Origin of the sequence: Mycoplana azooxidifex, assembly GCF_014196765.1 — a bacterium.
GTDB classification, from domain to species: domain Bacteria; phylum Pseudomonadota; class Alphaproteobacteria; order Rhizobiales; family Rhizobiaceae; genus Mycoplana; species Mycoplana azooxidifex.
In genome coordinates this window covers 73594-100417 of sequence record NZ_JACIEE010000008.1, presented here as the reverse complement: position 1 = coordinate 100417, position 26824 = coordinate 73594, and the positions used below count along the sequence as shown (strand labels likewise).

Genomic DNA, 26824 nt, shown 5'->3' with positions numbered 1-26824 from the left:
CCGGGAAAGGGAATTCTGATGCATATATTGCCCCGGATCACCCGAAAAATCGATGACCCGATCAGGAGCTGTGGATGGCGGAGAAGATGGGATTCGAACCCACGATACCCTTCCGGGTATACTCCCTTAGCAGGGGAGCGCCTTCGACCACTCGGCCACCTCTCCGTCCACGCTGGGGCTGATAAAGAAAAGACGCGCGCTAATCAACTGCTTTCGGCAGCCGACCGGATTTTTAGCGCGCCGCCTCGCCGGGCCGCGGCGGCGGGACCGTTTCTTCACCCGGACGTGAACGCTCCATTCAACGCACATTCAGAAAAAGATGCATAAGCTCCCCTCCAGCAACGAATCATTGCAAGGAAGAGGACGAGCATCATGGGTTGGAACGGCTACACCTTCTACGGCACCAGCGGACGCGACACTGTCACCCAGAACAGCCGCGATGAAGTGGACATCTTCACCTATGGCGGCAACGACAAGATCTACCTCAACCTCGTCAGCTCCTATGGCGGCTTCAACTATGTCGAGGCGGGCAGCGGCAACGACTATGTGAAGAACTCGTTCGAGGGCGGCAACAAGATCTACCTCGGCTCGGGCAACGACACCTATATCCACGACGGCTACGCCATCGACGACGACTACTACGACAAGGTCTATGGCGGTTCGGGCGACGACTGGTTCGAGGTCCTGACGCTGCAGAGCGACTACTACGGCGGCGACGACGACGACACGTTCCTCTCGGCCGGCTACGACAACTATTTCAGCGGCGGCTCCGGCAACGACACGCTGAGCTACGAACTGCAGGACGACAGCGACCTGGAAGGCCGCGGCGTTCTCGTGGACCTCGACAGCAAGTACGCGAAGGTCGGCTCCAACAAGGAAACCTTCGCCAGCATCGAAAACGCCATCGGCACGGGCTTCGCCGACACCCTGCGCGGCAATTCCGGCGCCAACGACCTGGAAGGCGGCAGCGGCAACGACATCCTGTCGGGGCGCAGCGGCAACGACTACCTCTACGGCGGCTCGGGCAGCGACGAACTCCTGGGCGGCAACGGCAACGACGACCTCGTGGGCGGCCGCGGCCGCGACTTTCTCGATGGCGGTACGGGATCGGACCACTTCATCTTCGATTCGATCAAGGATTCCGTCGTCGGCAGCAGCCGCGACGTGATCGAGGATTTCTACCGCTCGGAGAAGGACAAGATCGACGTCAGCAACATCGACGCCAACATCAATCGCAGCGGCAACCAGTCCTTCACCTTCATCGGCAACCAGTCCTTCCACGACAAGGCGGGCGAGCTGCGCTACTCCGGCCACATCATCTCCGGCGATGTCGACGGCGACGGCCGGGCCGATTTCCAGATCGATGCCAACCTGACGAAGTACTATTCGAGCGACTTCATCCTCTGAACCGAATGCGGCAGGGCGGCGGTGATCACCGGCGCCCTGCCCTCCGCCCTTTTCTGCGTCATCCGCGGGCCTGACCGGTCGAGCCCGCCGATGACGTCGGCCATAGGCCCGGCGACGCCCGCCTCACCCGGCGGCCACGTCCACCCAGCGGCGCTCGGCAAACGACTGCGCCATGGCGTGGACCGAGCGTTCGATCCGCAGCCCCTCGGAAAAATCCACCGCACGGTAAGGCTTGCCTGCGATCGCGGCCAGAAGTTCACGGCATTCGATGACCTTGAGATCGTTGAAGCCCAGGCTGTGGCCGGGGGCCGGCACGAAGCTGCCATAGGGGCTATGCTGCGGGCCGGCGAGAACGGTGGCAAAGCCCTGCTCGCCTGCGCGGTCGGTGGCGCGATAAATCTGGAATTCGTTCATCCGCTCCTGGTCGTAGAGGATCGCGCCCTTCGAGCCGAAGATCTGCAGCGCGATCCGTCCCTTGCGGCCAAAGGCGGCGCGGTTGACCATCAGGACTGCGGAAATGCCGCCGGCAAGGCGCAGCAGGACATTGGCCTGGTCGTGGTTTTCGACGGCGCGCCGCCCGCCGGCCTCGAGCGGACGATCCGCATAGGGCTTGCCGAGATCCGTCATGACGGCTTCGGCATGGCCGAACAGGTTCCACAACAGCGACAGCGTGTGCACGGCGAAATCGTCAAGCGCACCGTAGCCCGAGGCCTTCTCGCTGCGCGGCGAGAACGGGGCCTGCGGATCGGCCATGAAGTCCTCGTCCATTTCCACGCGAACCTGGTTGACGGTGCCGATCGCGCCCTCGTCGAGGAGAGTGCGGATGTGGCGCATCACCGGGTTCTGAATGTAGTTGTAGCCCATGATCGCGACCCGGCCGGATCGCCTTGCCGTCGCCTCCATGCGCTCGGCGTCGGCGAGCGAGGTCGCCATCGGCTTCTCGCACCAGACGTGCTTGCCGGCCTGAAGTGCCGCGATCGCCATCTCGGCGTGGAACTGGTTCGGCGTCGTTATCGAGACGACGTCGACGTCGGGATCGGACAGCAGTTCGCGCCAGTCGGAGGTGGCCCTGGCGAAGCCGAATTCGCGCGCCCTCGCCTGCGCAAGCCCGGCGTCGCGTTCGGCGAGATGGACCAGGCGCGGGCGCTCGACATCGCCGAAAATGGTTGCAACATTGTTCCAGGCGAGCGCGTGACACTTGCCCATATATCCCGTACCGATCAATCCGACGCCGATGCCTGCCATCATATCTCCTCCTTCTGACGAAGCCCTGGATGATGGACCTGAATATTTCGGAATGAAAGTGACACTTTCTGCATTTCATGGAATAAATGTTTCACTTTCGACGTGACGACGCTGCACCGGGGATTTGGATCGCGCATGGACGATCATCAGGACGACCATCAGAACGAGGATTCCAGGCAGGACGGGCCGATCCGCGTGCCGCGCGACTTCGACAGTCTGCGCAGCGTCATCATCGAGCGCAAGGCGGCGATGCCGAAGCGGCTGGCGCAGGTGGCGGCCTATGCGCTCGGGCACCCGGACGAAATCGCCTTCGGAACCGCGGCCAGTATCGCTTCCGCCGCCGAGGTGCAGCCGTCCACGCTCGTCCGTCTCGCCCACCATCTCGGTTTCGACGGATTTTCCGACCTGCAGACCGTCTTCCGCGAGCGCCTGCGCGACCGCACGCTCACCTACGAGGAACGGCTGGCGACGCTGGAGCAGGGCTCAGTCGCGGATGCGGAAGATGAGTTGCTGACCGGCTTCATCGCCGCAGCCAGCCAATCGGTGGCACGGCTCGCGGCGACGATCGACAGGGACGTCTTTTCCCGGGCGGTCGAGCTTCTCGCCGGGGCGGAGACGATCTACCTGGTCGCCAAGCGCCGCTCCTACCCGCTGACCGCGCACATGGCCTATGCCTTCGGCAAGCTCGGCATCCGCCACCAGATGATCGCCTCGCCGAACGGGATCGACGCGGAACTCGCGGGCTTCGCGACACCACGGGATGCGGCGATCGCAGTGAGCTTCGCGCCCTATGCCGCCGAGAGCATCGGCCAGGCGCAGGCGCTCGGCGAACGGGGCGTGCCGATCGTGGCGATCACCGATTCGGCCTTCTCGCCGCTTTCGGGCTGCGCCACGCACTGGTTCGAGGTCACGGAGGCGGACTACGGCGGCTTCCGCTCGCTGTCCGCATCGATGGCGCTCGCCATGGCGCTGCCGGTCGCAATCGCCGAGAAGCGCCGCCAGCGCGGGCGCGGCGGCAAGGCTGTGGCTGCGAACCGCAATGGAACAAATATTCCGAATTGACTGACGTCTGGAATTGATGTTTCATTTCGGCGTGCGGGAACCGGCCAGCCGGGTCGCGCCTACGGGAGGACCTCATGCCGACAGAAGACCCAGACACCTTGGCGGATGCGACGCTCGATGTCATTGCGATCGGCCGCTCCTCCGTGGACCTCTACGGCCAGCAGCTCGGAAGCAGGCTCGAGGACATCGCCTCGTTCGCCAAGTCGGTGGGCGGCTGCCCGGCCAACATCGCCATAGGCACGGCGCGGCTCGGGCTGAAGTCCGGCCTGATCACCCGCGTCGGCGACGAGCAGATGGGCCGCTTCATCCGCGAGCAATGCGGCCGCGAGGGTGTCGCTACCGCCGGCATCGTCACCGACCCGCAGCGCCTGACGGCGCTGGTGCTGCTGGCGATCGAGGCCGAGGGCGTCTCGCCGATGATCTTCGTGCGCACCGACTGTGCCGACATGGCGCTCAGCGAGGACGACATCGACGAGGCCTTCATCCGCTCGTCGCGCGCCGTCCTCGTCTCGGGCACGCATTTCTCGATGGCCAACACGGAGGCCGCGCAACGCAAGGCGATCCGTATCGCCAGGGCGGTCGGCCGCAAGGTCATCTTCGACGTCGACTATCGCCCCAATCTCTGGGGCCTTGCCGGTCACGCGGAAGGCTTCGAGCGCTATGTCAAATCGGATCGGGTCTCGGCCCTGATGAAGTCGGTTCTGCCGGACTGCGACCTGATCGTCGGCACCGAGGAGGAGATCATGATCGCCTCCGGCGCCGACGACGTCCTGTCCTCGCTGAAGGCGATCCGCGCCGTCTCGGCGGCGACGATCGTGCTGAAGCGCGGCGCCATGGGTTGCATCGTCTATGACGGGCCGATCAGCGACGACCTCGAGGACGGCGTCATCGGCCAGGGGTTTCCGATCGAGGTCTACAACGTGCTCGGCGCCGGCGACGCCTTCATGTCAGGCTTCCTGCGCGGCTGGCTTTCGGGCGAGGATCACGCGACGTCGGCCACCTGGGCCAATGCCTGCGGCGCCTTCGCCGTCTCCCGCCTGCTCTGCTCGCCCGAGTATCCGACCTGGGCGGAGCTGTCCCATTTCCTCGAACGCGGCAGCAGCCACAGGGCGCTGCGCAAGGACGAGGCGATCAACAACATCCACTGGGCAACGACGCGGCGCGGCGAGATCCCGCTTCTGATGGCGCTCGCCTGCGACCACCGCATGCAGCTCGTCGACCTCGCCGACCAGGCGGGCGCACCGCACGAGAAGATCTCCGCCTTCAAGAGGCTGACGGTGGAGGCTGCCGCGCGCGTGGCCGGCGGTCGGCCCGGCTACGGCATGCTGATCGACGAGCGCTTCGGCCGAGACGCCTTCTTCGACGCCGCCGGGAAGGGCTTCTCCTGGATCGGCCGGCCGGTGGAACTGCCAGGCTCCCGGCCCTTGCGATTCGAATTCAGCCAGGACATCGGCTCGCAGTTGGTCGAGTGGCCGGTAAACCATTGCATCAAGTGCCTGTGCTTCTATCATCCCGACGACCCGGCCGCGCTGAAGGCGGAGCAGCAGGAGAAACTGCGCGCGCTGTTCGAGGCAGCCCGGCGGGTGGGGCGCGAACTGCTGATCGAGATCATCGCCGGCAAGAGCGGGCCGCTTACGGCCGAGACCGTTTCGACTGCACTGCAGGAGCTCTACGACCTCGGCATCAAGCCGGACTGGTGGAAGCTGGAACCGCAGGCTTCGCAGCAGGCGTGGAAGAACATCGACGCGGTGATCGAACGAAACGACCCCTATTGCCGCGGCATCGTCCTTCTGGGGCTCGAGGCGCCGAAGGAAGAACTGGTGAAGGCCTTCGAGGCGACGAAGGCGGCCCCAGCCGTGAAGGGCTTCGCGGTGGGCCGCACGATCTTCGTCGATGCCGCACGCGAATGGCTCGCCGGTCGGATCGAAGACGAGGCGGCGATCACCGAGATGGCCGGGCGGTTCGGCGAACTGACGGATGCGTGGTTGGAGACTCGCGGGTTGAAATAGATAGAAAGTCCCCTCCCCAACCCCTCCCCACAAGGGGGAGGGGCTTGGCCTGCCGTACCGTCCTTGTCCCTTCCGCAACCTCTGGACATGAAGCAAGGATGCGTTTGGCAGGGCGGTGGCCCCAGGTTAGCCCCTCCCCCTTGTGGGGAGGGGTTGGGGAGGGGAATATCCAAAGGCGGGAGGGGAAAAATGCAGGCGCAGATGCCCCCTCACCCCGCCTCCGCTTCGCTTGGCGGACCTCTCCCCGAGGGGAGAGGAGAGACGAGAGGGCGCGGCAGTTCCTCTTCTCCCCTCGGGGAGAAGGTGGCCCGGAGGGCCGGATGAGGGGGGACGGCCAACGCTATTGCCCATCCCTGACAGGGAGGGGAAAATGAACGACGACAGAACACTGGGTGGAGGACCCGATGGCGAGGACGATCCGGCTGACGATGGCGCAGGCCGTCGCGCATTTTCTTAAAAGCCAGATGACGATCGTGGACGGCAGGAAAGTGCCGATCTTCGGCGGCGTCTGGGCGATCTTCGGCCACGGCAACGTCGCCGGCATGGGCGAGGCGCTCTACCAGGTGCGCGACGAACTGCCGACGTTTCGCGCCCACAACGAGCAGGGCATGGCGCATGCGGCAGTCGCCTATGCCAAGTCGAGTTTCCGCCAGCGCTTCATGGCCTGCACCACCTCGATTGGCCCCGGCGCGCTGAACATGGTGACGGCGGCGGGCGTGGCACATGTGAACCGCCTGCCCGTGCTGTTTCTGCCCGGCGACGTCTTCGCCAACCGCATTCCCGATCCCGTCCTGCAGCAGATCGAGGATTTCGGCGACGGCACGGTGACGGTCAACGACGCGTTTCGCTGCGTGTCGCGCTATTTCGACCGCATCACCCGGCCCGAGCAGATCATCCCGGCACTGAAGCGCGCCATGCAGGTGCTGACGGATCCGGTCGATTGCGGCCCGGTGACGCTGTCGCTCTGCCAGGACGTGCAGGCCGAGGCCTACGACTATCCCGAAAGCCTGTTTGCCGAACGCGTCTGGAAGGAGCGGCGGCCGCGACCGGATGCGGACGAATTCGCCACGGCGCTGGAGGCGATACGGCACGCCGAGAAGCCGCTGATCATCGCCGGCGGCGGCGTTCTCTATTCGCGCGCCACCGCAGAGCTCAAGGCATTCGCCGGCATGCACGGCGTTCCCGTCGCCGTCACCCAGGCCGGCAAGTCGGCGATCCCCGACGATCATCCGCTGTGCATGGGATCGATCGGCGTGACCGGCACCTCTGCCGCCAATGCCTTTGCGGAGGAGGCCGACCTGATCCTCGCCGTCGGCACACGCCTGCAGGATTTCACCACCGGCTCCTGGGCGCTGTTCAAGAACGAGAAAGCCCGGATCGTCGGGCTGAACACCACCGCCTTCGACGCCGCCAAGCATGACGCGCTGCCGCTCGTCTGCGATGCGCGCGAGGGGCTGACGCTGCTCTCCGAAGCGCTCGGCGGCTGGAACGCCCCGTCCGCCGTCGAGGCGGCCGCAGCCAGGCGCAAGGCCGAGTGGACCCAGGCGTCGCGGCAGGCGACGGCTGCGACCAATGCCGCCCTTCCCTCCGACGGCCAGGTGATCGGCGCCGTGCAGCGCGCCATCGGCGGCGAGAACTCCATCCTCGTCTGCGCGGCCGGCGGCCTGCCGGGTGAGTTGCACAAGCTCTGGCACGCCGGTCATCCGGGCAGCTACCACATGGAATACGGCTTCTCCTGCATGGGCTATGAGATCGCCGGCGGGCTCGGCGTGAAGATGGCGCGCCCGGAGGCCGACGTCGTCGTCATGGTGGGAGACGGCTCCTACATGATGGCCAATTCCGAGCTTTCGACCTCGATCATGCTCGGGCAGAAGCTGACGATCGTGGTGCTCGACAATCGCGGCTACGGCTGCATCAACCGGCTGCAGATGGCGACCGGCGGCGCCAACTTCAACAATCTTTTGAAGGACGCACGGATCGAGGCGCTGCCCGACATCGACTTCCGCGCGCATGCGGAAAGCATGGGAGCGGTTGCGGTCAAGGTCGCGTCCATCGCCGACCTGGAGACGGCGATCGCCCAGAGCAAGGGCAACGACCGCACCTCCGTGATCGTCATCGACACCGATCCGCTGGTCACCACCGAAGCCGGCGGCCACTGGTGGGACGTGGCCGTCCCCGAGGTGAGCGCCAGGCCGCAGGTGAACGCCGCACGGGAGGCATACGAGGCGGCGCGGAAGGCGCAGCGGTGAGGCTGATGGATGGCATGGGAGCGTGTATCAAGACCCCTCCCGCCCTGCCGGGCACCCTCCCCACAAGGGGGAGGGAAACGGGCGGCGCCACCTTCGCCAGACCTCACCATTTGGCGACGCATCGCGGCGACTTCCTCTTCTCCCCTCGGGGAGAAGTGCCGAGCAAAGCGAGGCGATGAGGGGGAGCCGCAAGCTCTGCGTTTGCCGCGCCCCCCTCATCCGGCCCTTCGGGCCACCTTCTCCCCGATGGGCAGAAGAGGGAGCCCGTGTGGCGGCTTGGTCCCCCTCCCCCTTGTGGGGAGGGTGCCCGGCAGGGCGGGAGGGGTTTGTGAGTACGGGATTTATATCGAGAAAGAGAGAACCACATGATCCGCTATGGCACCAACCCGATCGCCTGGAGCAATGACGACGACCGGACGATCGGGGCGCATCTGACGCTTGAGGACTGCCTGTCCGACTGCGAGACGATCGGCTTCGACGGCATCGAAAAGGGTCACAAGATGCCGAACGACGGCGTGGAGTTGAAAAAGGTGCTGGCCGCGCACAAGCTCGTCTTCGTTTCCGGCTGGCATTCGCTGAACCTTCTCGATCACGACGTCGAAGCGGAGAAACGAGCGATCCAGCCGCACCTCGACATGCTGAAGGCGAACGGCTGCAAGGTCTGCATCGTCTGCGAGACTTCCAACGCCATCCATGGCGACGACGGCACCGCACTGGCCGACAAGCCGGTGCTGCCCGAGGCTGCCTGGGCGAAATTCGGCGCCGACATCGAGGCGATCGCGCAATACTGCGCCGGCCAGGGCATCGACCTCGTCTATCACCATCACATGGGCACCGTGGTTCAGACCGGCGAGGAGATCGACAGGCTGATGGCGCATACCGGGCCGGCCACGAAGCTCCTGCTCGACACAGGCCACGCCTGGTTCGGCGGCTCCGATCCGGCAGCGCTGGCGGGGAAATACATGGACCGGGTGCGCCACATCCATGCCAAGAACGTGCGGCCGGCGATCCGCAGGCAAGTCGAGGGCGAGCGACTGTCGTTCCTCGAAGGCGTGCGCCGCGGCGTCTTCACCGTCCCCGGCGACCCGGAGGGCGGCGTCGACTTCCTGCCGGTGCTGAAGATCGCCGCCGAGCATGGCTATGACGGCTGGCTGGTGATCGAGGCCGAACAGGATCCGCTGGTGCGCAACCCGTTCGAATACCAGTCGATGGGGCTGAAGGCGCTGAAGGCGTTCGCGAGGGAGGCGGGGCTGGACCGGGGATGAGGGGCTGACGCGCGCAGTCCTTGCGCCGAGGTTCGGGCGGTCACCCCACCCCGGCGCTGCGCGCCGACCCTCCCCCTCAAGGGGAGGGTGTAAGGGCTGCACGCACTGCGGGCGCGGCTGCCCCCTCATCCGGCCCTTCGGGCCACCTTCTCCCCGCTGGGGAGAAGAGGGAGGTCGGGTCAGCCGTCTGCCGGAAGAAACATGGGCAGCGATCGCGGCGGGTGGGGGTGACGCGCCGCAGGCGCCTCTTCTCCCCTCGGGGAGAAGTGCCGAGCGAAGCGAGGCGATGAGGGGGCCACGGGCGCTGGGGGCGCGGCTGCCCCCTCATCCGGCCCTAGTGGCCACCTTCTCCCCGCTGGGGAGAAGAGGGAGATTGGGCTCGGCCACCTGCCGAAAGAAGCATAGGCGAGCGGGCGCTGCCGCCCCTCATCCGCCTGCCGGCACTTTCTCCCCGTGAACGGGGAGAAGGACGAGCGTCGCGCCGGCAGCGCCGGCCACGACCAAAATCCCCTCTCCCCGCTTGCGGGGAGAGGGCTAGGGTGAGGGGCGCACGCCTTGGAACGACACATACCTCAAGGAGAGACACCGATGCCGAAACTGCTCGTCAAGCCGAACGGAACCCATGGGCGGGTGACGCATGTCACGCCGGACAATGCGGGCTGGACCTATGTGGGCTTCGACCTGCACCGCATGAAGCCCGGCGAGATCGTGGCGGCGGAGACGGGGAGCCGGGAGGTCTGCCTGGTCTTCGTCACCGGCAAGGGGACCGCGACGGCGGAGGGCGAGAACTTCGGCGTGCTCGGCGAGCGGATGAGCGTGTTCGACGGGCAGCCGCATGCGCTCTACGTGCCGGCCGGCTCGAACTGGTCGGTGACGGCGGAGACGGAACTGGAGCTTGCGGTCTGTTCGGCGCCCGGCGGCGGAGGCCACGCAGCACGGGCGATCCCGCCCGGCACCCATCCGCAGATCGTCCGCGGCAAGGGCAGCAATGTCCGCCACGTCACCAACATCATGCCGGAGGACGACGGGGCTGCGCATTCGCTGCTGGTGGTCGAGGTGATCACGCCGGAGGGGCACACCTCGTCCTACCCGCCGCACAAGCACGACCGCGACGACCTGCCGAACGAGAGCTTCCTGGAGGAGACCTACTACCACCGCCTCAACCCGCCGCAGGGCTTCGCCTTCCAGCGCGTCTACACCGACGACCGCTCGCTCGACGAGGCGATGGCGGTGGAGGATGGAGATGTGACGCTGGTGCCGAAGGGCTACCACCCCTGCGCCACCTGCCACGGCTACGACCTCTACTACCTGAACGTCATGGCCGGGCCGAAGCGGGTGTGGAAGTTCCACAACGCCGAGGAGCATGAATGGCTGCTGAACCAATAGCGTCGACGGGTTTCAGACTTCAATCCAACGGCACGGCGCATGCCACGGCATCATGGATGGGCGCGCGGGCTCATGCGGTAGAGCCACGCGGTGAGCCTCGACCTCTCCCGGACCAGACCGTCCTGGTTGAAGTGGTGAACACAAAAATGGGCCCACGAATCTTCGTAGGCCATGTCCATCTCCCCGATGACCGAGGTGGTGCCTAGGCCGATCTCCGCGTAGGTAAATTCGAAACTGCCGCTCGGACGTGCCAGCGCGATGTGGAACGGCGCGCCGGTGAATTCGTTGATCATCGGCCTGCCGCTGCTGCGCATGACGCCGGGTATCTCCACCCTGGCGGTTCGCAGTTCCAGATCGGCTTCGAGATGAATCGGCAGGAACAACGTCTCGCAAAATTGCGAACAGGTGGTGGCGAATACGGAGAAAAGGTTGATTACCGGTTCGCCTGCCGCGCCTGAGATGATCGCTTCGAGCGCGAATCGCTGGGCCTCGTCCGCACGCTCGTCGATCACGATCAGGCGCCGGCCGTTGCCGTCCTTGATTTCGCCGGACCACTTGTACATCGCCGCCCAGTTCAAGCCTGCGATCGGCGTATCGCCGAAGTGGCCTTCGACAAGGCTGCCGACGAAGGCCGACTGGCAATAGCCATGCGTGCTCGGCAGGTTGAACTGGCACCCGTAATTCATCGCGCAATTGCAGTTGTCATATGTCTCGCTCTTGAACAGCCATCGTTCAGCCATTTTCCGATCCTCCCTGACCCGCTGCGTCTTGCAGGAGAAGGCAGATCTTCACGCCACGCGTTTTGATGTCGCGGTCGTGGGCTTTATCCTGTGGCGGAACGGCGCCGTTGCATCGCCCGCGCGCTTCGCCTTAGGTGCCCGCTCCAACTTCCGGGTGCGGTAGAGGCGAAATTTTACCAGCGTCCCAAGGTCGCTTCAATCCTTAGCGCCCGTTGCAAAGGACGCGGTTCCTATGGGCGGCCTGCTGCCCGACGCAGTGAAATCTTACTGCCGCTTCGGCCGCAACACCCCCCACTCCCGCGCGAGTTCCAGCGTCGAGGAAAAGCCGGCGTCCAGCATGAACGGCTCGGAGCGGAGGGCGTAGCCGCCGCCCTTGCCGCGGGTGACGGGGGTGCCGTGGCCGAGGCCGGCGATGCGGTGGAAGCTGACCAGGCTTCGGCCGTCGGCGTCGCGCCAGCGGCGGCTGCGGCGGCCCTTGGCGCGGGTCTCGGAAAAGGCGGCCGGATCGAGGCCGTGGACGTCCAGCCATTGGGCGACGAGCGCCTCGGCATTGGAGATCGACACCGTCCGGTCGGCCGTGCCGTGCCAGACCGAGACCGACGGCAGTCGTCCCTGCGCAGGTGCTGCCGCGCGTACCAGTTCGCCCCATTCGCGGGCGTTGCGATCCGGCACCTGCTCCATGGCCGCAAGCGCCCGGCGAGCGTCGCGTGCCGCACCGAACGGGAGGCCGGCAATGATCGCGCCGGCGGCGAAGAGCTCCGGATAGCTGGCCAGCATTGCGGCCGTCATCGCGCCGCCGGCAGACAGCCCGGTGATGTAGATGCGGGTGGGATCGGCGCGCGTGCGGGTGCGCAGGTGCTCGATCATATGACGGATGGAGGCCAGTTCGCCGCGATCACGCGTCACCTCGCTCGGGCGAAACCAGTTGAAACAGCGGCGCGGGTTGTTCGCCTCCCGCTGCTCGGGATAGAGCACCGCAAAGCCGTGCTCGCGCGCCAGCGCCGCCCAGCCGGCCGCCCGGTCGTAGCTGTCGGCCGTCTGGCGACAGCCGTGCAGGACGACCACGAGTGGCGCATCGGCCGGCAGGTCGTCCGGCACGTATTCCAGCATCCGCAGGTTGCCCGGATTGGAGCCGAAGCCCTTCACCTCGACCAGATCCGGCCCTGCGTTTCGCCGCCGCCGGACAGTGGCGGCCTTCTGCTCGAAATCGGGAATGAAGGGCCGAAACAGTTCGCCGAAGCGTTCCGGATCGAAGAAGAAACTCTCCATCGATCGCTTGAAGCGGTCACGCACGTTCGCGTCTCCTTGACAATTGGCAAGTGCCTCGTGCCACCGGCAGCGGACATATTGATGACGAAGGCGTGAGAAAACCCGGATCGGGTCGGCCTGTCGTTTCATTCGTGGCGCGCATGAAGCCATGCGGAAAGAGGTAAAGCGTCGGGACCGGCGATTTGTTCCCGCCCTTCCGGCCGGCGCCATCCTGATGTAGCACTCTTGTCCGAGAAGCGTCCGAAGAATGCGACGGCGAGAGGAAACCCAGCGATGAGTGCACACAAAGCGACCCCGGAACAGGCTCGCGCCAAGATGGCCGCCTTCGACTGGGAGGATCCCTTCCTGCTCGAGGACCAACTGACCGACGAGGAACGGATGATCCGCGACGCGGCGCGCGCCTACTGCCGCGACAAGCTCGCCCCGCGGGTGACCGAAGCCAACCGCCACGAGATCTTCCACCGCGAGATCATGACCGAGATGGGCGCACTCGGCCTGCTCGGCCCGACCATCCCGGAGGAATACGGCGGCGTCGGCGCCAACTACGTCTCCTACGGGCTCGTCGCCCGCGAGGTGGAGCGGGTCGATTCCGGCTATCGCTCGGCCATGTCGGTGCAGTCCTCGCTCGTCATGCATCCGATCTTCGCCTACGGCACCGAGGAGCAGCGCAAGACCTACCTGCCGAAGCTCGCGTCGGGCGACTGGGTCGGCTGCTTCGGCCTGACCGAGCCCGACCACGGCTCGGACCCCTCCTCCATGATCACAAGGGCGAAGAAGGTCGACGGCGGCTATCTCGTCTCAGGCGCCAAGAACTGGATCACCAATTCGCCAATCGCCGACATCGCCATCGTCTGGGCCAAGTCGGACGCGCATGACGGCAAGATCAAGGGCTTCATCCTCGAGCGCGGCATGAAGGGCTTCGAGACGCCGAAGATCGAGGGCAAGTTCTCGCTGCGCGCCTCGATCACCGGCATGATCATGATGCAGGACGTGTTCGTTCCGGAGGAAAACCTGCTTCCCGAGGTGGCGGGGCTGGCCGGTCCGTTCGGCTGCCTCAACCGCGCCCGCTACGGCATCGCCTGGGGCGCCATGGGGGCTGCCGAATTCTGCTGGCATGCCGCCCGCCAGTACACGATGGACCGCAAGCAGTTCGGCAAGCCGCTGGCGCAGATGCAGCTCGTCCAGAAGAAGCTCGCCGACATGCAGACGGAGATCGCGCTCGGCCTGCAGGGCGCGCTGCGTCTCGGGCGGCTGTTCGACGAGCACCGCGCCTCGGCCGAGCTCATCTCGCTGATGAAGCGCAACAACTGCGGCAAGGCGCTCGACATCGCCCGCGTCTCCCGCGACATGCACGGCGGCAACGGTGTCTCCGACGAGTACGGCGTGATCCGCCACGTCATGAACCTCGAGGCGGTCAACACCTACGAGGGTACGCACGACGTGCATGCGCTGATCCTCGGCCGGGCGCAGACGGGCCTGCAGGCCTTCCAGTAAGCCCGCCCCTCCCCGATATCGCCCTGGCGGCGGCTTGCGAAAAAGCAGGGCGCCGTCTTTGCATTTCGTCAACCGCGTCCGGCTAGGATCGGACAAGGTCATCGGTCGGGAGGACGCCATGTCCCTTCAGGGCGCACACGAGCACATCTGGCACCAGAGCCAGAAGCGCAGCTTCGTCCAGCATCGCATCGACAGGGCGAGCCATGTCATCCCTGTCGGCCATCACCTGAGCGCCACAATCGAATACGACTGCATCGTCCGCACGATCTCGTCTGCCGGCGCCATCATCGATCTGAGCGGCCGGGTCGAACTTCCGGAAAGCTTCTTCCTGCGCATCGGCGGCATGCAGGACGAAATCGGCTGCACCCAGATCCGCAAGGTGGGCTGCGAAAGGGTGGTCCGGTTCAACATGTTCCTCGACGCCGACTATCTCAGGCTGGTGATGTCGCGCTGATTCGACCTTGCCCGAAGCTGCCCTTCCGCCGCGCCCGGACCCCAATGATATGGTGTGTAAATTTTGAGGAATTGCTTTCAACCAATTCCAATACATAGTTGCAAAACTATCGTGACGGGAATGACGTCCCGCTTCTTTCTGGAGAGTTGCAATGGTGGAGCTGGTTGACAAGCGGCAGAGCGGCGGCTTGTACGAACGCAAGTGGGAACGCTTCAGGATCAACCGCCAGGGCATGCTGCTCTCGGTGGGCTTCGATCTGGCACTTCCCAAGGTCAGGACCTGTCAGATCATCGATATCTCGCAGGGCGGCGCCAGCTTCTCGGTCACCACCACGATCGGGCTCGGCCCGCACTACTACCTCACCGTGGTCGGCCTGATGGCCCGCGTCGGGTGTGCGGAGATGTACCGCAACGAACACCGTGTCGGCGTGCAGTTCATCAAGGAGATCGATGAGGAGCTGCTGCACCAGATCGTCCGCGCCGACTACTTCACCGGTGAGACCACCAGGAAGAAGGACGCGCCGGCCAACTATATGCGCGGCGTCGAGCGCCCGCGCCTCGCGTCCCAGCGCAACTGACCGGAAGCGGGGATCGCGTGCGGCGTTCCCCGGCCTGCCCGCCGGCGTACACCTGCAAAATGTAACGCCTTGAATTCCGCGCACTATCCCGCTGAAAACCAATTCCCGTTTTCCTGATTCTGCAGTAGGGTGCCGGCCGCATGTGCCGGGCGGCCGAGCGTCGCCCGCGCACCTCCCGCGCCGCTCGATTGAAGGTTCGCAGACATGTCCGGCTTCTCCCGCTTCACGCCCCTCGCCAACGCGCTGCCGTCCACCGTTCCCTTCGTGGGGCCGGAAGCGATCGAGCGCCAGCGCGGACGGAAGTTGCGCGCGCGGATCGGTGCCAACGAGAGCGGCTTCGGTCCCGCGCCCTCGGTCCTCAAGGCGATCCGCGAGCAGGCCGGCGAGACCTGGATGTACAGCGATCCGGAGAGTTTCGAGCTGCGCGAGGCGATTGCGCTTCACCATGGCGTCTCGCGCGAGAACATTGCCATCGGCTGCGGCATCGACGGGCTGCTCGGCGAGATCGTGCGCCTCGTGGTCGAGCCGGGCACGCCGGTCGTCACCTCGCTCGGCGGCTATCCGACCTTCAACTATCATGTGAACGGCTATGGCGGGCGGCTGGTGACCACGCCCTATGCCAACGACCGGGAGGACCTGGACGGGCTGCTTTCTGCGGCGAAGCGCGAGGACGCCCCGCTCGTCTACCTTGCCAATCCCGACAACCCGATGGGAAGCTGGTGGGATGCCGACAGCGTTACGGCGTTCGCGCGCGCCCTGCCCGACGGCAGCCTCCTCATTCTCGACGAAGCCTATTGCGAGACGGCGCCCGCCGGTTCCACGCCACCGGTCGACGCGCTGATCGGCCAGCCCAACGTGCTGCGGATGCGCACGTTCTCCAAGGCCTACGGCCTGGCCGGCGCCCGCGTCGGCTATGCGATCGGCACGCTCGGCAATGCGCAGGCCTTCGACAAGATCCGCAACCATTTCGGCATGGCGCGCATCTCCACGGTTGCAGCCCTGGCTGCGCTGGAGGATCAGGCGTATCTGCGCGACGTGGTGGGGCGCATTGCAGCGGCACGCGAACGGATCGCGGCGATCGCCAGGCAGAACGGGCTCTCGCCCCTGCCCTCGGCCACTAACTTCGTCGCGATCGACTGCGGAGGCGACGGCGTGCGCGCGCGCGGGATCGTCGACGGATTGATGGACCACGGCGTCTTCATCCGCATGCCGGGTGTCGCGCCGCTGAACCGCTGTATCCGCGTCAGCGCCGGGCCCGATGCGGACCTCGACCTGTTCGAGGCCGTGTTGCCGAAGGTCCTGAAGGCGGTGAAATAGGCAGTCGGCAGTAGGGTTGCGGACAGCATCGTCTTCCGCAAGGCTTTGTTGTTATTGGAACCCTACTGCCGACTGCCCATTGGCGTTGCCTCGCCGGTCAATGCACCGTCATCCATTCGCGAGCGGCCCGCAGCGCCTGGGCAAGATCGGTCTTGCTCATGGTGGCGGCGAGGTCGGCGCGCAGTTCGGCGGCCCGATCACAACCCTTGATGGCAGCGATGTTGAGCCACTTGTGGGCTGCGACGAGGTCGACGGCACAGCCGCGACCGGTCGCATACATCAGCCCCATCTCGCGCAGCGCATCGGCGCGGGTCTCGCCGCCCGTCATGGCGGCATTTTCCGAGTTCTGGATTTCGAAGCGTGCCATTGTCTTGTCCCTGTCCTGGTTTCTTCTTTTCGTATCGCCCTGTTTTGTCTGCCTTTCGAAGCCCTTCCGTCTTTGCGGTCGTTGATCTTCGAAGGTTTGTCCGGCCGGTTGTTTTCCGTGCTCGTTTTATGGCTTCACTATGCCATCGGGCCTTCAAGGGACGCTTAAAATGCATGCTTAATTTGCGACAAACAAAGTTCAAACGCTTGGTAAACTTGGGTTTTCGTTAAGCATCGGACCGGCTGGAATGCCGCGGATTTGCTTCAAAGTTTACGAAAAATTCAACCGGCGATTTAAACCGATCGCTAACCACGCAAACCGGTCGGAATGTTCAGCGCCCGAAAGATGCCGACATCGCCACGCCGCACACCGCCTCCAAAAACCGGCGGATTCCGGCTTTTCGATTCTTTACCTTTACGTATACGTCAGATAAATTCCGCGGCATCGGGCTCAAGGCGCGCGACAACTGCGCCATTCAAACGAGGGCAGCCCGGCATCGGGAGGAAGACAAATGATACGCAGGTTCGTTGCGGCCATGGCGCTGTGCCTTGGCGCTTGCGGCGGCGCATTCGCGGCCGAGCCGATCGAAGGAAACTGGAAGACCGCAAGCGGCGAGACTGCGGCCATCGAAAAGTGCGGCGGTGGCTTCTGCATCACGCTCAAGACGGGCAAGTTCGCCGGCAAGCGGATCGGCCAACTCGAAGGGAACGGCGGCGAATACAGCGGATCGATCACCGACCCCGCCGAAGACAAGACCTATGGCGGTTCCGGCTCGGTCGACGGCAATTCGCTGAAGATGAAGGGCTGCATGCTGAAGGTCTTCTGCAAGTCGCAGACCTGGTCGCGGCTTTAGGAAGCGTCTGCCTCTGACGCAAGCGATACCAGTCCCCGTCTCCCCGGACTAGATCCGGGATCCAGCGGCACCGCGTCTGCGGTGCGGAGAATGCTCTTTCCGCGCAAGGACTTGCGCGCGCTGGATGCCGGCTCGGAGGCCGGCATGACGGAAGGGGAGGCAACGCCCGGTTACTCTTCGACGCAAGCCGAAAGATTACGCCGACGCGGACAAAGTCTACCGTGCCCGCTGGTTGAACAGGATCTTCTGGGCTTCCTTGTCGTCGGCAAGGCTTGCCTGGCGCTCGCGTTCTTCCCTGCCGACCTCGATGCCGCGCTGGACGGCGGGGCGGGCGAGGATGGCGTCGAACCAGCGCTTGAGGTTGGGGAAATCCTCGAGCGTCTGGCCCTGGTTCTCATAGGGGCGCACCCAGCCGATGCTGGCCATGTCGGCGATCGAGTAGTCGCCGGCGAGATATTCGTGATCCGCCAGCCGCCGGTCCATGACGCCGTAGAGGCGATTGACCTCATTGGTATAGCGGTCGATGCCGTATTCGATCTTCTCCGGCGCGTACTGGCGGAAATGGTGCGCCTGGCCGGCCATCGGTCCGAGCCCGCCCATCTGCCAGAACAGCCATTCCTCGACCTGCACGCGGACGCGCTCGTCTTTCGGGTAGAAGCGGCCGTACTTGCGGCCGAGATACTGCAGGATGGCGCCGGACTCGAAGACCGAGATCGGGGCGCCGCCGGGGCCGTCCGGATCGATGATCGCCGGCATGCGGTTGTTCGGTGCGATCTTGAGGAAATCCGGCGCGAACTGCTCGCCCTTGCCGATGTTGATGTACTTCACCTCGTAGGGAACGCCGAGTTCCTCCAGCATGATGGTGATCTTGTAGCCATTGGGCGTCGGCCAGAAAAACAGTTCGATCGGCTTGGTCATCCGGTTCTCCCTTGAGGCACGCCCCACCGGAAGGCTCCTGCGGCGGCATGCACGCGTTCAGCTTGCTCCTGCACCCGCGCTCCGCACGGCATGCGGCGCAGCAAGGGCCAGACTGACTTAGAAGCCGCGACCGGCCTCTTCAAGGTGTCGCCGCACCTTTCCTGAACGCCAGATGAACCGGCCTCTCAGGAGGCATTCAGTCGCAGCATGCGAAAAGGCCATCATCATACGACGCCCAAGGGGAACAACGATGGAAATTCTGGCTCGCCGACTGACGATCATCTCGCTGCTCATGACCGTTTTCGCGGTCTCCGTGGCTGCCGCCGTGGAAACCGACGCGCGTCGCCAAGAGCAGAAGCAGCGCTACGGCACGGCCAGCGCCTGCGCCATTCCCGCCCTCTGCCCCGCAGCTCTCTGAGCCGACCCCCAACCGCCCGAAAGGGATGCGTCCCATGCCGCTCGTGCTCGTCTCCGGTCTCGCCGTCAGCCTTCGCATCCTTCTCCTGGCCGGCCTGATGGTCGCACCGCTCGCCGCGGTATCGCTTGCCAACGGCACCAGCCTCGGCATCGGCAAGCAGGGCGTGGGGCTCGTGCTCTTCGTCACTCTCCAGCGCCAGGCGATGATCTGACGGCCGCGCGCTCCACAGAGTTGCGTGAAATGCCTAAAGCGCGTCGCGATCCTTCGGATTCGCCTTACGCGCTTTAAGTTCTTGTTTTTTCGCATGTCGTAGTCGCAAAACCGCCGCACACTTTTGCGCGACATGCTCTAGCTGCACGCCAAAGCGATTTCCGCTTTCCGGCAGCTTCCGCTAAGGATCAGGCTCCAGCCCACGGAGCCGCCATGCAGTCCTTCCTCGTCTATGCCGCCGCCGCCCTTGCAGAAATCGCCGGCTGTTTCGCCTTCTGGGCCTGGCTGCGGCTGGAGAAGTCGGCACTGTGGCTGATCCCGGGCATGGCGGCGCTGGCCGCCTTCGCCTGGCTGCTGACGCTGATCGACACAAGTGCGGCAGGCCGCGCCTACGCAGCCTATGGCGGCGTCTACATCGCAGCCTCGCTGCTGTGGCTGTGGCTTGCGGAAGGTGTTTCTCCCGACCGTTTCGACCTTGCCGGCGCCGGCATCGCGCTCGCCGGCACGCTGGTGATCCTCGCCGCACCGCGCTGACGGGAAACTATCCCGCCGAAAACCTGCCTATTCCCTTGCGCGGGCGTTACTTTCGTCGCGTTTGCGTGCAGAATTGGCAGGACCTCAACGATTCACGAGCAAGAATAATTTGTCGCCCACCGCCCTTCCCTTCTCCACGCCCGAGCCCTTCGAGCCCCGCACCTTCGACGACGCGGTCGCGGCGGTCGATTGCCTGGAAGCGCTCTACGAGCGCAACACGCAGTTTCTCACCGACGCCTTTACGGGACTGGCGAAGATCGGCGCGCCGGACTGCCGCTACCGGGCCTGCTATCCCCAGGTGAGCGTGCAGACGACGAGCTTCGGCCATGTCGATTCGCGCCTGTCCTACGGCTATGTCGCCTCGCCCGGGATCTACTCGACCACCATCACCCGGCCGAAGCTGTTCCGTCATTATCTGAAGGAGCAACTCGGTCACCTGATGCGCAACCACGGCATCGTCGTCACCGTCTCCGAATCGGCAACGCCGATCCCGCTGCATTTCGCCTTCGGCGAGGGCGCTTACGTGGAGGCGGAGGTTGCGGAGAACATCACCGTGCCGCTGCGCGACCTGTTCGACGCGCCCGACCTGACCAACACCGACGACGAGATCGCCAACGGCTCCTACGAGCCGGGTCCCGGCGAAGCCTCGCCGCTTGCGGCCTTCACCGCCCAGCGCGTCGACTATTCGCTGGCTCGCCTCAGCCACTACACGGCCACCAGCGCCAACCACTTCCAGAACTTCGTGCTCTTCACCAACTACCAGTTCTATGTCGACGAGTTCTGCGCCTGGGCGCGGCTGCAGATGGCCGAGGGCGGCAACGGCTACACCGCCTTCGTCGAGCCCGGCAACGTCGTCACCCAGGCCGGCAACGACAAGCCGGACACCGACCTGATGCTCGCCCGGCTGCCGCAGATGCCGGCCTATCACATCAAACGCAAGGGCCATGGCGGCATCACGCTGGTCAATATCGGCGTCGGCCCCTCCAACGCCAAGACGATTACCGACCATATCGCGGTGCTGCGCCCGCATGCCTGGCTGATGCTCGGCCACTGCGCCGGGCTTCGCAACAGCCAGACGCTCGGCGACTACGTGCTGGCCCACGCCTATGTGCGCGAGGACCACGTGCTCGACGACGACCTGCCGGTCTGGGTGCCGATCCCGGCCCTGGCCGAAGTGCAGGTGGCGCTGGAAAGTGCGGTCGCCGAGGTCACCGGGCTCGAGGGTTATGACCTGAAGCGGATCATGCGCACCGGCACCGTTGCCACCATCGACAACCGCAACTGGGAACTGCGCGACCAGCGCGGGCCGGTGAAGCGGCTGTCGCAGTCGCGCGCGATCGCGCTCGACATGGAATCGGCGACGATCGCCGCCAACGGCTTCCGCTTCCGCGTGCCCTACGGCACGCTGCTCTGCGTCTCCGACAAGCCGCTGCACGGCGAACTGAAGCTGCCCGGCATGGCGACGGCCTTCTACCGCACCCAGGTCAACCAGCACCTGCGCATCGGGATCCGGGCGCTGGAGAAGCTCGCCGGCATGCCGACGGAGAAGCTGCATTCGCGCAAGCTCAGGAGCTTCTTCGAGACGGCGTTCCAGTAGGAGATATCATCCCGAAATCGGGAAGTTCCACGGTACACGACGAATTCGGAATACCCCCCTCTGCCCTGCCGGGCATCTCCCCCTCAGGGGGGGAGATCAGCAAGGCGCGCCGGTGCCATTCCGATAGCAAGACCTGTCTTGGGCGAGACGGTGCCGCGGTTCGATCTCCCCCCTTGAGGGGGAGATGCCCGGCAGGGCAGAGGGGGGTAGAGGCAACCGCCGAGTGCTGTGATTGCCAAGGTCCGAAAAGCTGTGCCGTCAGTGGGCCTTTGCCGGGATCCATGACAACACCACCGACAGCGCCGTGCCGAGGCAGGCGCTGGCGACGATCATCAGGTGCGCGTTGATTGCGGCCTCCGCCATCGATGACAGTGCCGCCCGGCCGCCGTCGGCACCGAAGGCCAGGGCACCGGCGGTGATGCCGGCGGGATAGGTGCCGACGCCGCCCGGCGCATGGAAGGGAAGCACGGAAGACAGCTCGCCGCCGAGCGCGCCGCCGAAGGTGGCAGCGAAGGGCGAGACGCCAAGCAAGCCCAGCACCCAGGCGAGCACCAGCACCTTGACGCCCCAGTTCAGCACGGTGAAGCCCCAGGCGCGGACGAAGCCGCGCGTATCGGCTGGAACGCCGGCCTCGACCTCGTCCAGCAACCGCTCCAGCTTGCCGGACAGGTGGCCTTTCAGCAGCCGGAAGATCGGCCCCTTGGCGGCGAAGAAGGCGAGCGGGCAGACGAGGAAGAGCGCCCAGAGCAGCCAGGCGAGCGCATGGTTGCCGGCGTTGAGCACCAGCCCGATGCCGGCGGCGACACAAAGGGCGTGCAGGTCGAGCAGCCGCATGACCAGTAACGCCGCCGTCGCCCGCGGCAGGGGGACTGCGAACTGCGATCGCATCAGGATCGGGAAGCTGGTCTCCCCGGCCCGGAACGGCAGCATGATGTTGAGCAGGTTGTGAACCTGGGTCAGCCGGAACAGCTTGAGAAATTGCCCCGCCGTCTCGGCCGGGAAGTAGTCGTAGATGCGCTGGGTGCGCACGAGATAGGTGGCCGTCAGCAGCGAGAGGGCGGCGAGCGTCGTCCAGGCGCCGACCTTCTCCCATTGCACCAGCAGCCGGCTCCAGCCCCACTGCCACTCGACGAAGGCGAGATAGGCGACAAGGCAGGCGAGCGTCAGCAGCGTCATGGCATGGCGGCGTGCGAGACGGGATAGCCCGGACGGTCGGCTGGAATTCGGCGCGGAACTCATATAAGTGCTGGGTTTCCCTCGTCAGGTTGCGGGCGCGTGTTATCACGATCCGCATGATGAAAGAACTCCGCCGGAGTGGAGAAAGAAGCGTTGCAGGAAAATCCACACACCATCGCCGCGGTCGAGCTTCAGCCGGCCGGCATCGAGATTTCGCTCGTCGTTCCCGTGTTCAACGAAGAAGAGAGCGTCGGGCCTCTGATCGCGCGCATCCGCGAGGCGATGGCCGGCTACGAACATTCGTGGGAACTGATCCTCGTTGACGACGGCAGTACCGACGCCACGCTCCTGAAGGCGCGCGAAGCGCTCGTCCTTCCCGACCTGAACATGGCGATCGTCGAACTCCAGCGCAATTTCGGCCAGACGGCGGCCATGCAGGCCGGCATCGACGCCGCCCGCGGACGCCTGATCGCCACACTCGACGGCGACCTGCAGAACGACCCGGCCGACATCCGCGCCATGGCCAAGGCGCTCGAAGACCGCCAGCTCGACCTGCTCGTCGGCTGGCGCAAGAATCGCAAGGACGGGCTGTTTCTGCGCAAGATCCCTTCGTGGTGCGCCAATGCGCTGATCGGGCGGATCACCGGCGTGCGCCTGCACGACTACGGCTGCAGCCTGAAGATCTACCGCGCCTCGATCATCAAGCAGGTCAAGCTGATGGGCGAGATGCACCGCTTCATCCCCGCCTGGGTCGCCGGCGTCGTGCCGAGCTCGCGCATCGGCGAGATGGTCGTCACCCATCACCCGCGCACGCTCGGCACCTCGAAATACGGCATCTCGAGGACCTTCCGGGTGATCCTCGACCTTCTCTCCGTGCTGTTCTTCATGCGCTACAAGGCGCGGCCGGGGCACTTCTTCGGCTCGATCGGGCTTGCCACCGGGGCGCTGAGTTCGTTGATCCTCGCCTATCTGTTCGTCGACAAGTTCCTCTTCGGCCACGACATTGGCACCCGTCCGCTGCTCATCGTCGGGGTCATGCTGTTCCTGTCGTCGGTCCAGTTGATCACCACCGGCATCCTGTCGGAAATGATCGCGCGGACCTATTTCCGCGACGACGACACGCCGAACTACATCGTGCGGCAGACATTCCGCGGTCCGTGAGATGACCCGCTTCCTGCGCGCGACGCCGAACGCCGTCTTCGTCCTGCTGGCGGCGTACTTTGCCGTCAATTTCCTGGTGCGGATGGCATTGCCGGATTCGCTTGAGCGCGACGAGGCGCAGCAGATCCTGCTGTCGCAATGGCTCGCCGCCGGCTACGACACCCAGCCGCCCTTCTACAACTGGCTGCAATACGCGCTGATCCAGGTGACGGGGCCGGGCGTCTTCGCGATCAGCCTCCTGAAGAACCTGATGCTGTTTGCCGCCTATCTCGCCTACGGGCTCGCGGCCCGCACGGTCCTGAAGGAGCGCGACCTCGCGATCATCGCGACCCTGTCGCTCTTGACGATCCCGCAGATCGCCTTTGAGGCGCAGCGCGACCTCACCCACACCGTCGCCGTCGTCTTTGCCTCAGCACTGTTCCTCTACGGGTTCCTGCGCACGCTCGCCGCGCCGACCGCCCTCTCCTACCTCGTGACCGGCATTGCCATCGGCATCGGCATGATCGCGAAGTACAATTTCGCCCTGCTTCCGGCCGCCGGCCTTCTGGCCATCGTGTTCGACCGCGAGTGGCGGCAGCGGCTGTTCGACTGGCGGCTGCTTCTGACGGCCATTGCCAGCCTCGCCATCGTGGCACCACATGCGCTGTGGCTGCTCGATCACCTCACGCTCGCCTCGGGGGGCACGATGGACAAGCTGTCAGACGGCAGCACGGGGATTTCCTCGCAAATCATCGAGGGCCTGCTGTCGCTCGTCACGGCGGTCCTCGGCTTCTCGGCAGTGACCGTGGCGGTGTTCGCGATCGTCTTTCGAAGCGACCTGTGGAAGGCGCTGTCTGCCGGCAACCGCTGGACGGGGCTGATCGAATTGATGATGGCCTTTTTCCTTCTGGCGCTGCTGCTGCTGATCCTCTTTGCCGGGGCGGCGCACATCAAGGACCGCTGGCTGACGCCGCTGTTGCTGGTGCTGCCGCTCTATCTCTGCCTGAAGGTGGAAGCCGCCGGCCGTGCCGATCCGCTGCAGCTGAAGCGCTTTGCGCCGTTCGCGGCGGCGGTGATGATCGCCGTTCCGGCGATCCTGTTCGGCCGTGTCGCGGCGGCAGGCTTGACCGGCGACTACCAGAAACTGAATGTCCCCTACGATGCCTTCGCCCGGCATATCGCCGAAGAGGGCATCACGCCGGCGGTCATCCTCGCCGACGACACCCACCTGGCCGGCAACCTGCGCCTGCAGTTTCCCGGCGTGCCGGTCGTCTCGGAGGACTATGCCGGCTTCGCGCCCGACGCAGCCTGGAGCGCACAGTCGCCGGTCTTGGTCGTCTGGCGCAACGAAGACGGCACGGCGGCCGAGGTGGCGCAGGAAATTCTCGACGATGCCGCCCGCTTCGGCAAGGGCAAGCCGGCGGCCGCCCCGGACCTGCACCGGATGGAGCTGCCCTACCATTTCGGCCACGACGGCGACCGCTACAGCATCAGCTATGCGTGGGTATACCCGGCGGGGGAATAGGCGCCGGAACGGCCCGCGTGGCGGCTGTGACCGGAGCCGCCAATGTTTTCCCAGCCGGCCGCAGCGTGAGGCGCAGCAACTCACTCCGCCGTCATCCCGGGCTTGACCCGGGATCCAGCCCGCGCAAGTCCTTGCGCGTGAAGAGCGTTTCCCGCGCCGCAGACGCGGCGCGACTGGATGCCGGATCAAGTCCGGCATGACGGAAACGTTGGCGACTTGTTCGCGCGACGCCCGCTCCCCTCACCCCTGCATCACCTTCCACGCGTGATCCAGCCCGTTGCGGGTGATCGTGATCATGTCGTCGATCTCGGAGCGGGAAATCACCAGCGGCGGGGAATAGAGCATGCGGTCGCCGGTGGCGCGGAGCACGAGGCCATTTGCGAGGCAGTGGTTGCGCACCTCGATGCCGGCCTTCTCCTTGTCTTCGAAGCGCTTGCGGTCCGCCTTGTCCTCGACAAGCTGCACGGCCGCCATCAGGCCGACGCACTGGGTCTGCCCGACCATCGGGTGATCCTCCAGCGACTTCAGACCGGCTGCGAGATAGGGGCCGACGTCGTCGCGGACGCGCTCAACCAGCTTCTCGTCCTCGATGATGCGCAGGTTTTCCAGCGCTGCGGCGGCACAGACCGGGTGGCCGGAATAGGTGAAGCCGTGGTTGAAGTCGCCGACCTCGTTGACCAGCACCTCGCCGACGCGATCGGAGACCATGACGCCGCCGATCGGCAGGTAGCCGGACGACAGGCCCTTGGCGATCGGCGCCAGATCCGGCTCGACGCCGAAATGCTGGTGGCCGAACCACTGGCCAGTGCGGCCGAAGCCGCAGATGACCTCGTCGACGACGAGCAGGATGTTCCTCGCCTTGCAGATGCGGGCGATCTCCGGCCAGTAGGTTTCCGGCGGCACGATGACCCCGCCGGCACCCTGGATCGGCTCGGCGACGAAGGCTGCGACATTGTCCTCGCCGAGTTCGTCGATCTTGGCCTCCAGCTCGCGTGCGACTTTCAGGCCGAATTCCGCCGGCGAAAGATCGGCGCCCTCGCCGTACCAGTAGGGTTGGCCGATATGGACGATGCCCTCGATCGGCAGCGCGCCCTGCTCGTGCATGTATTTCATGCCGCCCAGCGAGGCGCCGACCACGGTGGAGCCGTGATAGCCGTTGCGCCGGGCGATCACCATCTTCTTTTCCGGCTTGCCGAGGGTCGCCCAGTAGACGCGGGCCATACGGAACCAGGTGTCGTTGGCCTCCGAGCCGGAGCCGGTGAAGAAGACGCGGTTGATGTTCGGACCGGCATGGGACGTGATCTTCTGCGCCAGCAGCACCGTCGGCGGCGTCGTGGTGCCGAAGAAGGTGTTGTAGTAGGGTAGTTCGTTCATCTGCCGCATCACCGCCTCGGTGATCTCCTTGCGGCCGTAGCCGACGTTGACGCACCAGAGCCCCGCGAAGCCGTCCAGATACTTCTTGCCGTGGTTGTCGAAGATGTAGCAGCCCTCGCCGCGCTCGATGATGCGGGTGCCGGCGGCGTTCAGCTTCTGCATGTCCGAGAAGGGATGGATGTGGTGGGCGGCATCGAGCGCACCGAGATTGGAGGCGGCGGCAGACAGGTTCGACATG

24 protein-coding genes and 1 tRNA gene are annotated in these 26824 nt (G+C 65.4%); 17 read left to right on the top strand and 8 right to left on the bottom strand.

Annotation, left to right across the window (positions count from 1 at the left end; translation table 11 throughout):
* Nucleotides 1-75 precede the first annotated feature (75 nt).
* Nucleotides 76-165, bottom strand: a tRNA-Ser gene (locus tag GGQ64_RS19230).
* 207 nt (nucleotides 166-372) lie between these two features.
* On the opposite strand from GGQ64_RS19230, the gene GGQ64_RS19225 reads away from it, so the two are divergent.
* The gene (locus GGQ64_RS19225) at nucleotides 373-1407 is read left to right on the top strand and encodes a calcium-binding protein (protein WP_183806942.1); all 1035 of its coding nucleotides are present in this window, start codon (nucleotides 373-375) and stop codon (nucleotides 1405-1407) included.
* Nucleotides 1408-1530: 123 nt separating this feature from the next.
* On the opposite strand, the gene GGQ64_RS19220 is transcribed toward GGQ64_RS19225, so the two are convergent.
* The gene (locus tag GGQ64_RS19220) at nucleotides 1531-2652 is read right to left on the bottom strand and encodes a Gfo/Idh/MocA family protein (RefSeq protein ID WP_183806941.1); all 1122 of its coding nucleotides are present in this window, start codon (nucleotides 2650-2652) and stop codon (nucleotides 1531-1533) included.
* 135 nt (nucleotides 2653-2787) lie between these two features.
* Between GGQ64_RS19220 and GGQ64_RS19215 the strand changes: the two genes are divergently transcribed.
* From GGQ64_RS19215 to iolB, 5 genes are all read left to right on the top strand, one after another.
* The gene (locus tag GGQ64_RS19215; protein WP_183806940.1) at nucleotides 2788-3714 is read left to right on the top strand and encodes a MurR/RpiR family transcriptional regulator; all 927 of its coding nucleotides are present in this window, start codon (nucleotides 2788-2790) and stop codon (nucleotides 3712-3714) included.
* Nucleotides 3715-3788: 74 nt separating this feature from the next.
* Complete coding sequence (locus GGQ64_RS19210) at nucleotides 3789-5723, top strand: bifunctional 5-dehydro-2-deoxygluconokinase/5-dehydro-2-deoxyphosphogluconate aldolase (protein WP_183806939.1); 1935 nt, start codon at nucleotides 3789-3791, stop codon at nucleotides 5721-5723.
* A gap of 404 nt (nucleotides 5724-6127) precedes the next feature.
* Nucleotides 6128-7972 carry a 3D-(3,5/4)-trihydroxycyclohexane-1,2-dione acylhydrolase (decyclizing) gene (gene iolD, locus GGQ64_RS19205; protein ID WP_183806938.1) on the top strand — a complete coding sequence of 615 codons (1845 nt, stop codon included), beginning with the start codon at nucleotides 6128-6130 and terminating at the stop codon, nucleotides 7970-7972.
* 365 nt (nucleotides 7973-8337) lie between these two features.
* Nucleotides 8338-9237 carry a myo-inosose-2 dehydratase gene (gene iolE / locus GGQ64_RS19200; RefSeq protein WP_183806937.1) on the top strand — a complete coding sequence of 300 codons (900 nt, stop codon included), beginning with the start codon at nucleotides 8338-8340 and terminating at the stop codon, nucleotides 9235-9237.
* A gap of 588 nt (nucleotides 9238-9825) precedes the next feature.
* Entirely contained in the window at nucleotides 9826-10623 is a 798-nt protein-coding gene (iolB, locus tag GGQ64_RS19195; RefSeq protein WP_183806936.1) for a 5-deoxy-glucuronate isomerase, read from the top strand.
* Nucleotides 10624-10673: 50 nt separating this feature from the next.
* Here the strand turns inward: iolB and GGQ64_RS19190 are convergent, their stop codons facing one another.
* Nucleotides 10674-11363 carry a DUF1326 domain-containing protein gene (locus tag GGQ64_RS19190; protein ID WP_183806935.1) on the bottom strand — a complete coding sequence of 230 codons (690 nt, stop codon included), beginning with the start codon at nucleotides 11361-11363 and terminating at the stop codon, nucleotides 10674-10676.
* Between the two features lie 264 nt (nucleotides 11364-11627).
* Nucleotides 11628-12656, bottom strand: a complete 1029-nt coding sequence (locus tag GGQ64_RS19185) for an extracellular catalytic domain type 1 short-chain-length polyhydroxyalkanoate depolymerase (RefSeq protein WP_343059519.1) — start codon at nucleotides 12654-12656, stop codon at nucleotides 11628-11630.
* Between the two features lie 249 nt (nucleotides 12657-12905).
* On the opposite strand from GGQ64_RS19185, the gene GGQ64_RS19180 reads away from it, so the two are divergent.
* The 4 genes from GGQ64_RS19180 (at nucleotide 12906) to GGQ64_RS19165 (ending at nucleotide 16474) form a co-directional block, all read left to right on the top strand.
* Nucleotides 12906-14126 (top strand): acyl-CoA dehydrogenase, encoded by a 1221-nt coding sequence (locus tag GGQ64_RS19180; RefSeq protein WP_183806934.1) that lies wholly within the window; start codon nucleotides 12906-12908, stop codon nucleotides 14124-14126.
* 118 nt (nucleotides 14127-14244) lie between these two features.
* Nucleotides 14245-14580, top strand: a complete 336-nt coding sequence (locus tag GGQ64_RS19175) for a hypothetical protein (protein ID WP_183806933.1) — start codon at nucleotides 14245-14247, stop codon at nucleotides 14578-14580.
* 151 nt (nucleotides 14581-14731) lie between these two features.
* Nucleotides 14732-15157, top strand: a complete 426-nt coding sequence (locus GGQ64_RS19170; protein ID WP_183806932.1) for a PilZ domain-containing protein — start codon at nucleotides 14732-14734, stop codon at nucleotides 15155-15157.
* A 204-nt stretch (nucleotides 15158-15361) separates the two neighbouring features.
* Entirely contained in the window at nucleotides 15362-16474 is a 1113-nt protein-coding gene (locus GGQ64_RS19165) for a pyridoxal phosphate-dependent aminotransferase (protein ID WP_183806931.1), read from the top strand.
* A 97-nt stretch (nucleotides 16475-16571) separates the two neighbouring features.
* Here GGQ64_RS19165 and GGQ64_RS19160 read toward each other — a convergent pair whose 3' ends face one another.
* Complete coding sequence (locus tag GGQ64_RS19160) at nucleotides 16572-16841, bottom strand: SEL1-like repeat protein (protein WP_183806930.1); 270 nt, start codon at nucleotides 16839-16841, stop codon at nucleotides 16572-16574.
* Between the two features lie 511 nt (nucleotides 16842-17352).
* Here GGQ64_RS19160 and GGQ64_RS19155 point away from each other — a divergent pair.
* Nucleotides 17353-17694 (top strand): DUF2147 domain-containing protein, encoded by a 342-nt coding sequence (locus GGQ64_RS19155; RefSeq protein ID WP_183806929.1) that lies wholly within the window; start codon nucleotides 17353-17355, stop codon nucleotides 17692-17694.
* Nucleotides 17695-17910: 216 nt separating this feature from the next.
* On the opposite strand, the gene GGQ64_RS19150 is transcribed toward GGQ64_RS19155, so the two are convergent.
* On the bottom strand, nucleotides 17911-18612 hold the full coding sequence (locus GGQ64_RS19150) for a glutathione S-transferase N-terminal domain-containing protein (RefSeq protein ID WP_183806928.1): 702 nt from the start codon (nucleotides 18610-18612) through the stop codon (nucleotides 17911-17913).
* A 250-nt stretch (nucleotides 18613-18862) separates the two neighbouring features.
* Here GGQ64_RS19150 and GGQ64_RS19145 point away from each other — a divergent pair, with 250 nt between their 5' ends.
* The 4 genes from GGQ64_RS19145 to GGQ64_RS19130 all read left to right on the top strand — a co-directional run bounded on the left by GGQ64_RS19145 (nucleotide 18863) and on the right by GGQ64_RS19130 (nucleotide 21371).
* Nucleotides 18863-19030, top strand: coding sequence for a hypothetical protein (locus GGQ64_RS19145; protein WP_183807163.1), 168 nt, complete (start codon nucleotides 18863-18865; stop codon nucleotides 19028-19030).
* 34 nt (nucleotides 19031-19064) lie between these two features.
* A complete protein-coding gene (locus GGQ64_RS19140) occupies nucleotides 19065-19241 on the top strand; it encodes a hypothetical protein (protein ID WP_183806927.1) in 177 nt (58 codons plus the stop codon).
* Nucleotides 19242-19453: 212 nt separating this feature from the next.
* Nucleotides 19454-19774 (top strand): YnfA family protein, encoded by a 321-nt coding sequence (locus GGQ64_RS19135; RefSeq protein WP_183806926.1) that lies wholly within the window; start codon nucleotides 19454-19456, stop codon nucleotides 19772-19774.
* A gap of 109 nt (nucleotides 19775-19883) precedes the next feature.
* On the top strand, nucleotides 19884-21371 hold the full coding sequence (locus GGQ64_RS19130) for an AMP nucleosidase (protein WP_183806925.1): 1488 nt from the start codon (nucleotides 19884-19886) through the stop codon (nucleotides 21369-21371).
* Between the two features lie 258 nt (nucleotides 21372-21629).
* Here the strand turns inward: GGQ64_RS19130 and GGQ64_RS19125 are convergent, their stop codons facing one another.
* A complete protein-coding gene (locus GGQ64_RS19125; protein WP_183806924.1) occupies nucleotides 21630-22547 on the bottom strand; it encodes a lysylphosphatidylglycerol synthase transmembrane domain-containing protein in 918 nt (305 codons plus the stop codon).
* Nucleotides 22548-22700: 153 nt separating this feature from the next.
* Here GGQ64_RS19125 and GGQ64_RS19120 point away from each other — a divergent pair, with 153 nt between their 5' ends.
* Both GGQ64_RS19120 and GGQ64_RS19115 read left to right on the top strand, forming a co-directional pair.
* Nucleotides 22701-23708, top strand: coding sequence for a glycosyltransferase family 2 protein (locus GGQ64_RS19120; RefSeq protein ID WP_183806923.1), 1008 nt, complete (start codon nucleotides 22701-22703; stop codon nucleotides 23706-23708).
* 1 nt (nucleotide 23709) lies between these two features.
* Nucleotides 23710-25212, top strand: coding sequence for an ArnT family glycosyltransferase (locus GGQ64_RS19115; RefSeq protein WP_183806922.1), 1503 nt, complete (start codon nucleotides 23710-23712; stop codon nucleotides 25210-25212).
* A 240-nt stretch (nucleotides 25213-25452) separates the two neighbouring features.
* On the opposite strand, the gene GGQ64_RS19110 is transcribed toward GGQ64_RS19115, so the two are convergent.
* The gene (locus tag GGQ64_RS19110; RefSeq protein WP_183806921.1) at nucleotides 25453-26823 is read right to left on the bottom strand and encodes an aspartate aminotransferase family protein; all 1371 of its coding nucleotides are present in this window, start codon (nucleotides 26821-26823) and stop codon (nucleotides 25453-25455) included.
* Nucleotide 26824: the final 1 nt, after the last annotated feature.

Bases quoted from the DNA above. Each gene is read 5' to 3' on its own strand.
- GGQ64_RS19220 (WP_183806941.1), bottom strand. From the start codon at position 2,652: ATGGCAGGCATCGGCGTCGGATTGATCGGTACGGGATATATGGGCAAG.
- GGQ64_RS19110 (WP_183806921.1), bottom strand. From the start codon at position 26,823: ATGTCGAACCTGTCTGCCGCCGCCTCCAATCTCGGTGCGCTCGATGCC.
- iolD (WP_183806938.1), top strand. From the start codon at position 6,128: ATGGCGAGGACGATCCGGCTGACGATGGCGCAGGCCGTCGCGCATTTT.
- GGQ64_RS19115 (WP_183806922.1), top strand. From the start codon at position 23,710: ATGACCCGCTTCCTGCGCGCGACGCCGAACGCCGTCTTCGTCCTGCTG.
- GGQ64_RS19170 (WP_183806932.1), top strand. From the start codon at position 14,732: ATGGTGGAGCTGGTTGACAAGCGGCAGAGCGGCGGCTTGTACGAACGC.
- GGQ64_RS19155 (WP_183806929.1), top strand. From the start codon at position 17,353: ATGATACGCAGGTTCGTTGCGGCCATGGCGCTGTGCCTTGGCGCTTGC.
- GGQ64_RS19145 (WP_183807163.1), top strand. From the start codon at position 18,863: ATGGAAATTCTGGCTCGCCGACTGACGATCATCTCGCTGCTCATGACC.
- GGQ64_RS19135 (WP_183806926.1), top strand. From the start codon at position 19,454: ATGCAGTCCTTCCTCGTCTATGCCGCCGCCGCCCTTGCAGAAATCGCC.
- GGQ64_RS19150 (WP_183806928.1), bottom strand. From the start codon at position 18,612: ATGACCAAGCCGATCGAACTGTTTTTCTGGCCGACGCCCAATGGCTAC.
- GGQ64_RS19225 (WP_183806942.1), top strand. From the start codon at position 373: ATGGGTTGGAACGGCTACACCTTCTACGGCACCAGCGGACGCGACACT.
- GGQ64_RS19140 (WP_183806927.1), top strand. From the start codon at position 19,065: ATGCCGCTCGTGCTCGTCTCCGGTCTCGCCGTCAGCCTTCGCATCCTT.
- GGQ64_RS19175 (WP_183806933.1), top strand. From the start codon at position 14,245: ATGTCCCTTCAGGGCGCACACGAGCACATCTGGCACCAGAGCCAGAAG.
- iolB (WP_183806936.1), top strand. From the start codon at position 9,826: ATGCCGAAACTGCTCGTCAAGCCGAACGGAACCCATGGGCGGGTGACG.
- GGQ64_RS19125 (WP_183806924.1), bottom strand. From the start codon at position 22,547: ATGACGCTGCTGACGCTCGCCTGCCTTGTCGCCTATCTCGCCTTCGTC.
- GGQ64_RS19215 (WP_183806940.1), top strand. From the start codon at position 2,788: ATGGACGATCATCAGGACGACCATCAGAACGAGGATTCCAGGCAGGAC.
- iolE (WP_183806937.1), top strand. From the start codon at position 8,338: ATGATCCGCTATGGCACCAACCCGATCGCCTGGAGCAATGACGACGAC.
- GGQ64_RS19190 (WP_183806935.1), bottom strand. From the start codon at position 11,363: ATGGCTGAACGATGGCTGTTCAAGAGCGAGACATATGACAACTGCAAT.
- GGQ64_RS19180 (WP_183806934.1), top strand. From the start codon at position 12,906: ATGAGTGCACACAAAGCGACCCCGGAACAGGCTCGCGCCAAGATGGCC.
- GGQ64_RS19165 (WP_183806931.1), top strand. From the start codon at position 15,362: ATGTCCGGCTTCTCCCGCTTCACGCCCCTCGCCAACGCGCTGCCGTCC.
- GGQ64_RS19210 (WP_183806939.1), top strand. From the start codon at position 3,789: ATGCCGACAGAAGACCCAGACACCTTGGCGGATGCGACGCTCGATGTC.
- GGQ64_RS19160 (WP_183806930.1), bottom strand. From the start codon at position 16,841: ATGGCACGCTTCGAAATCCAGAACTCGGAAAATGCCGCCATGACGGGC.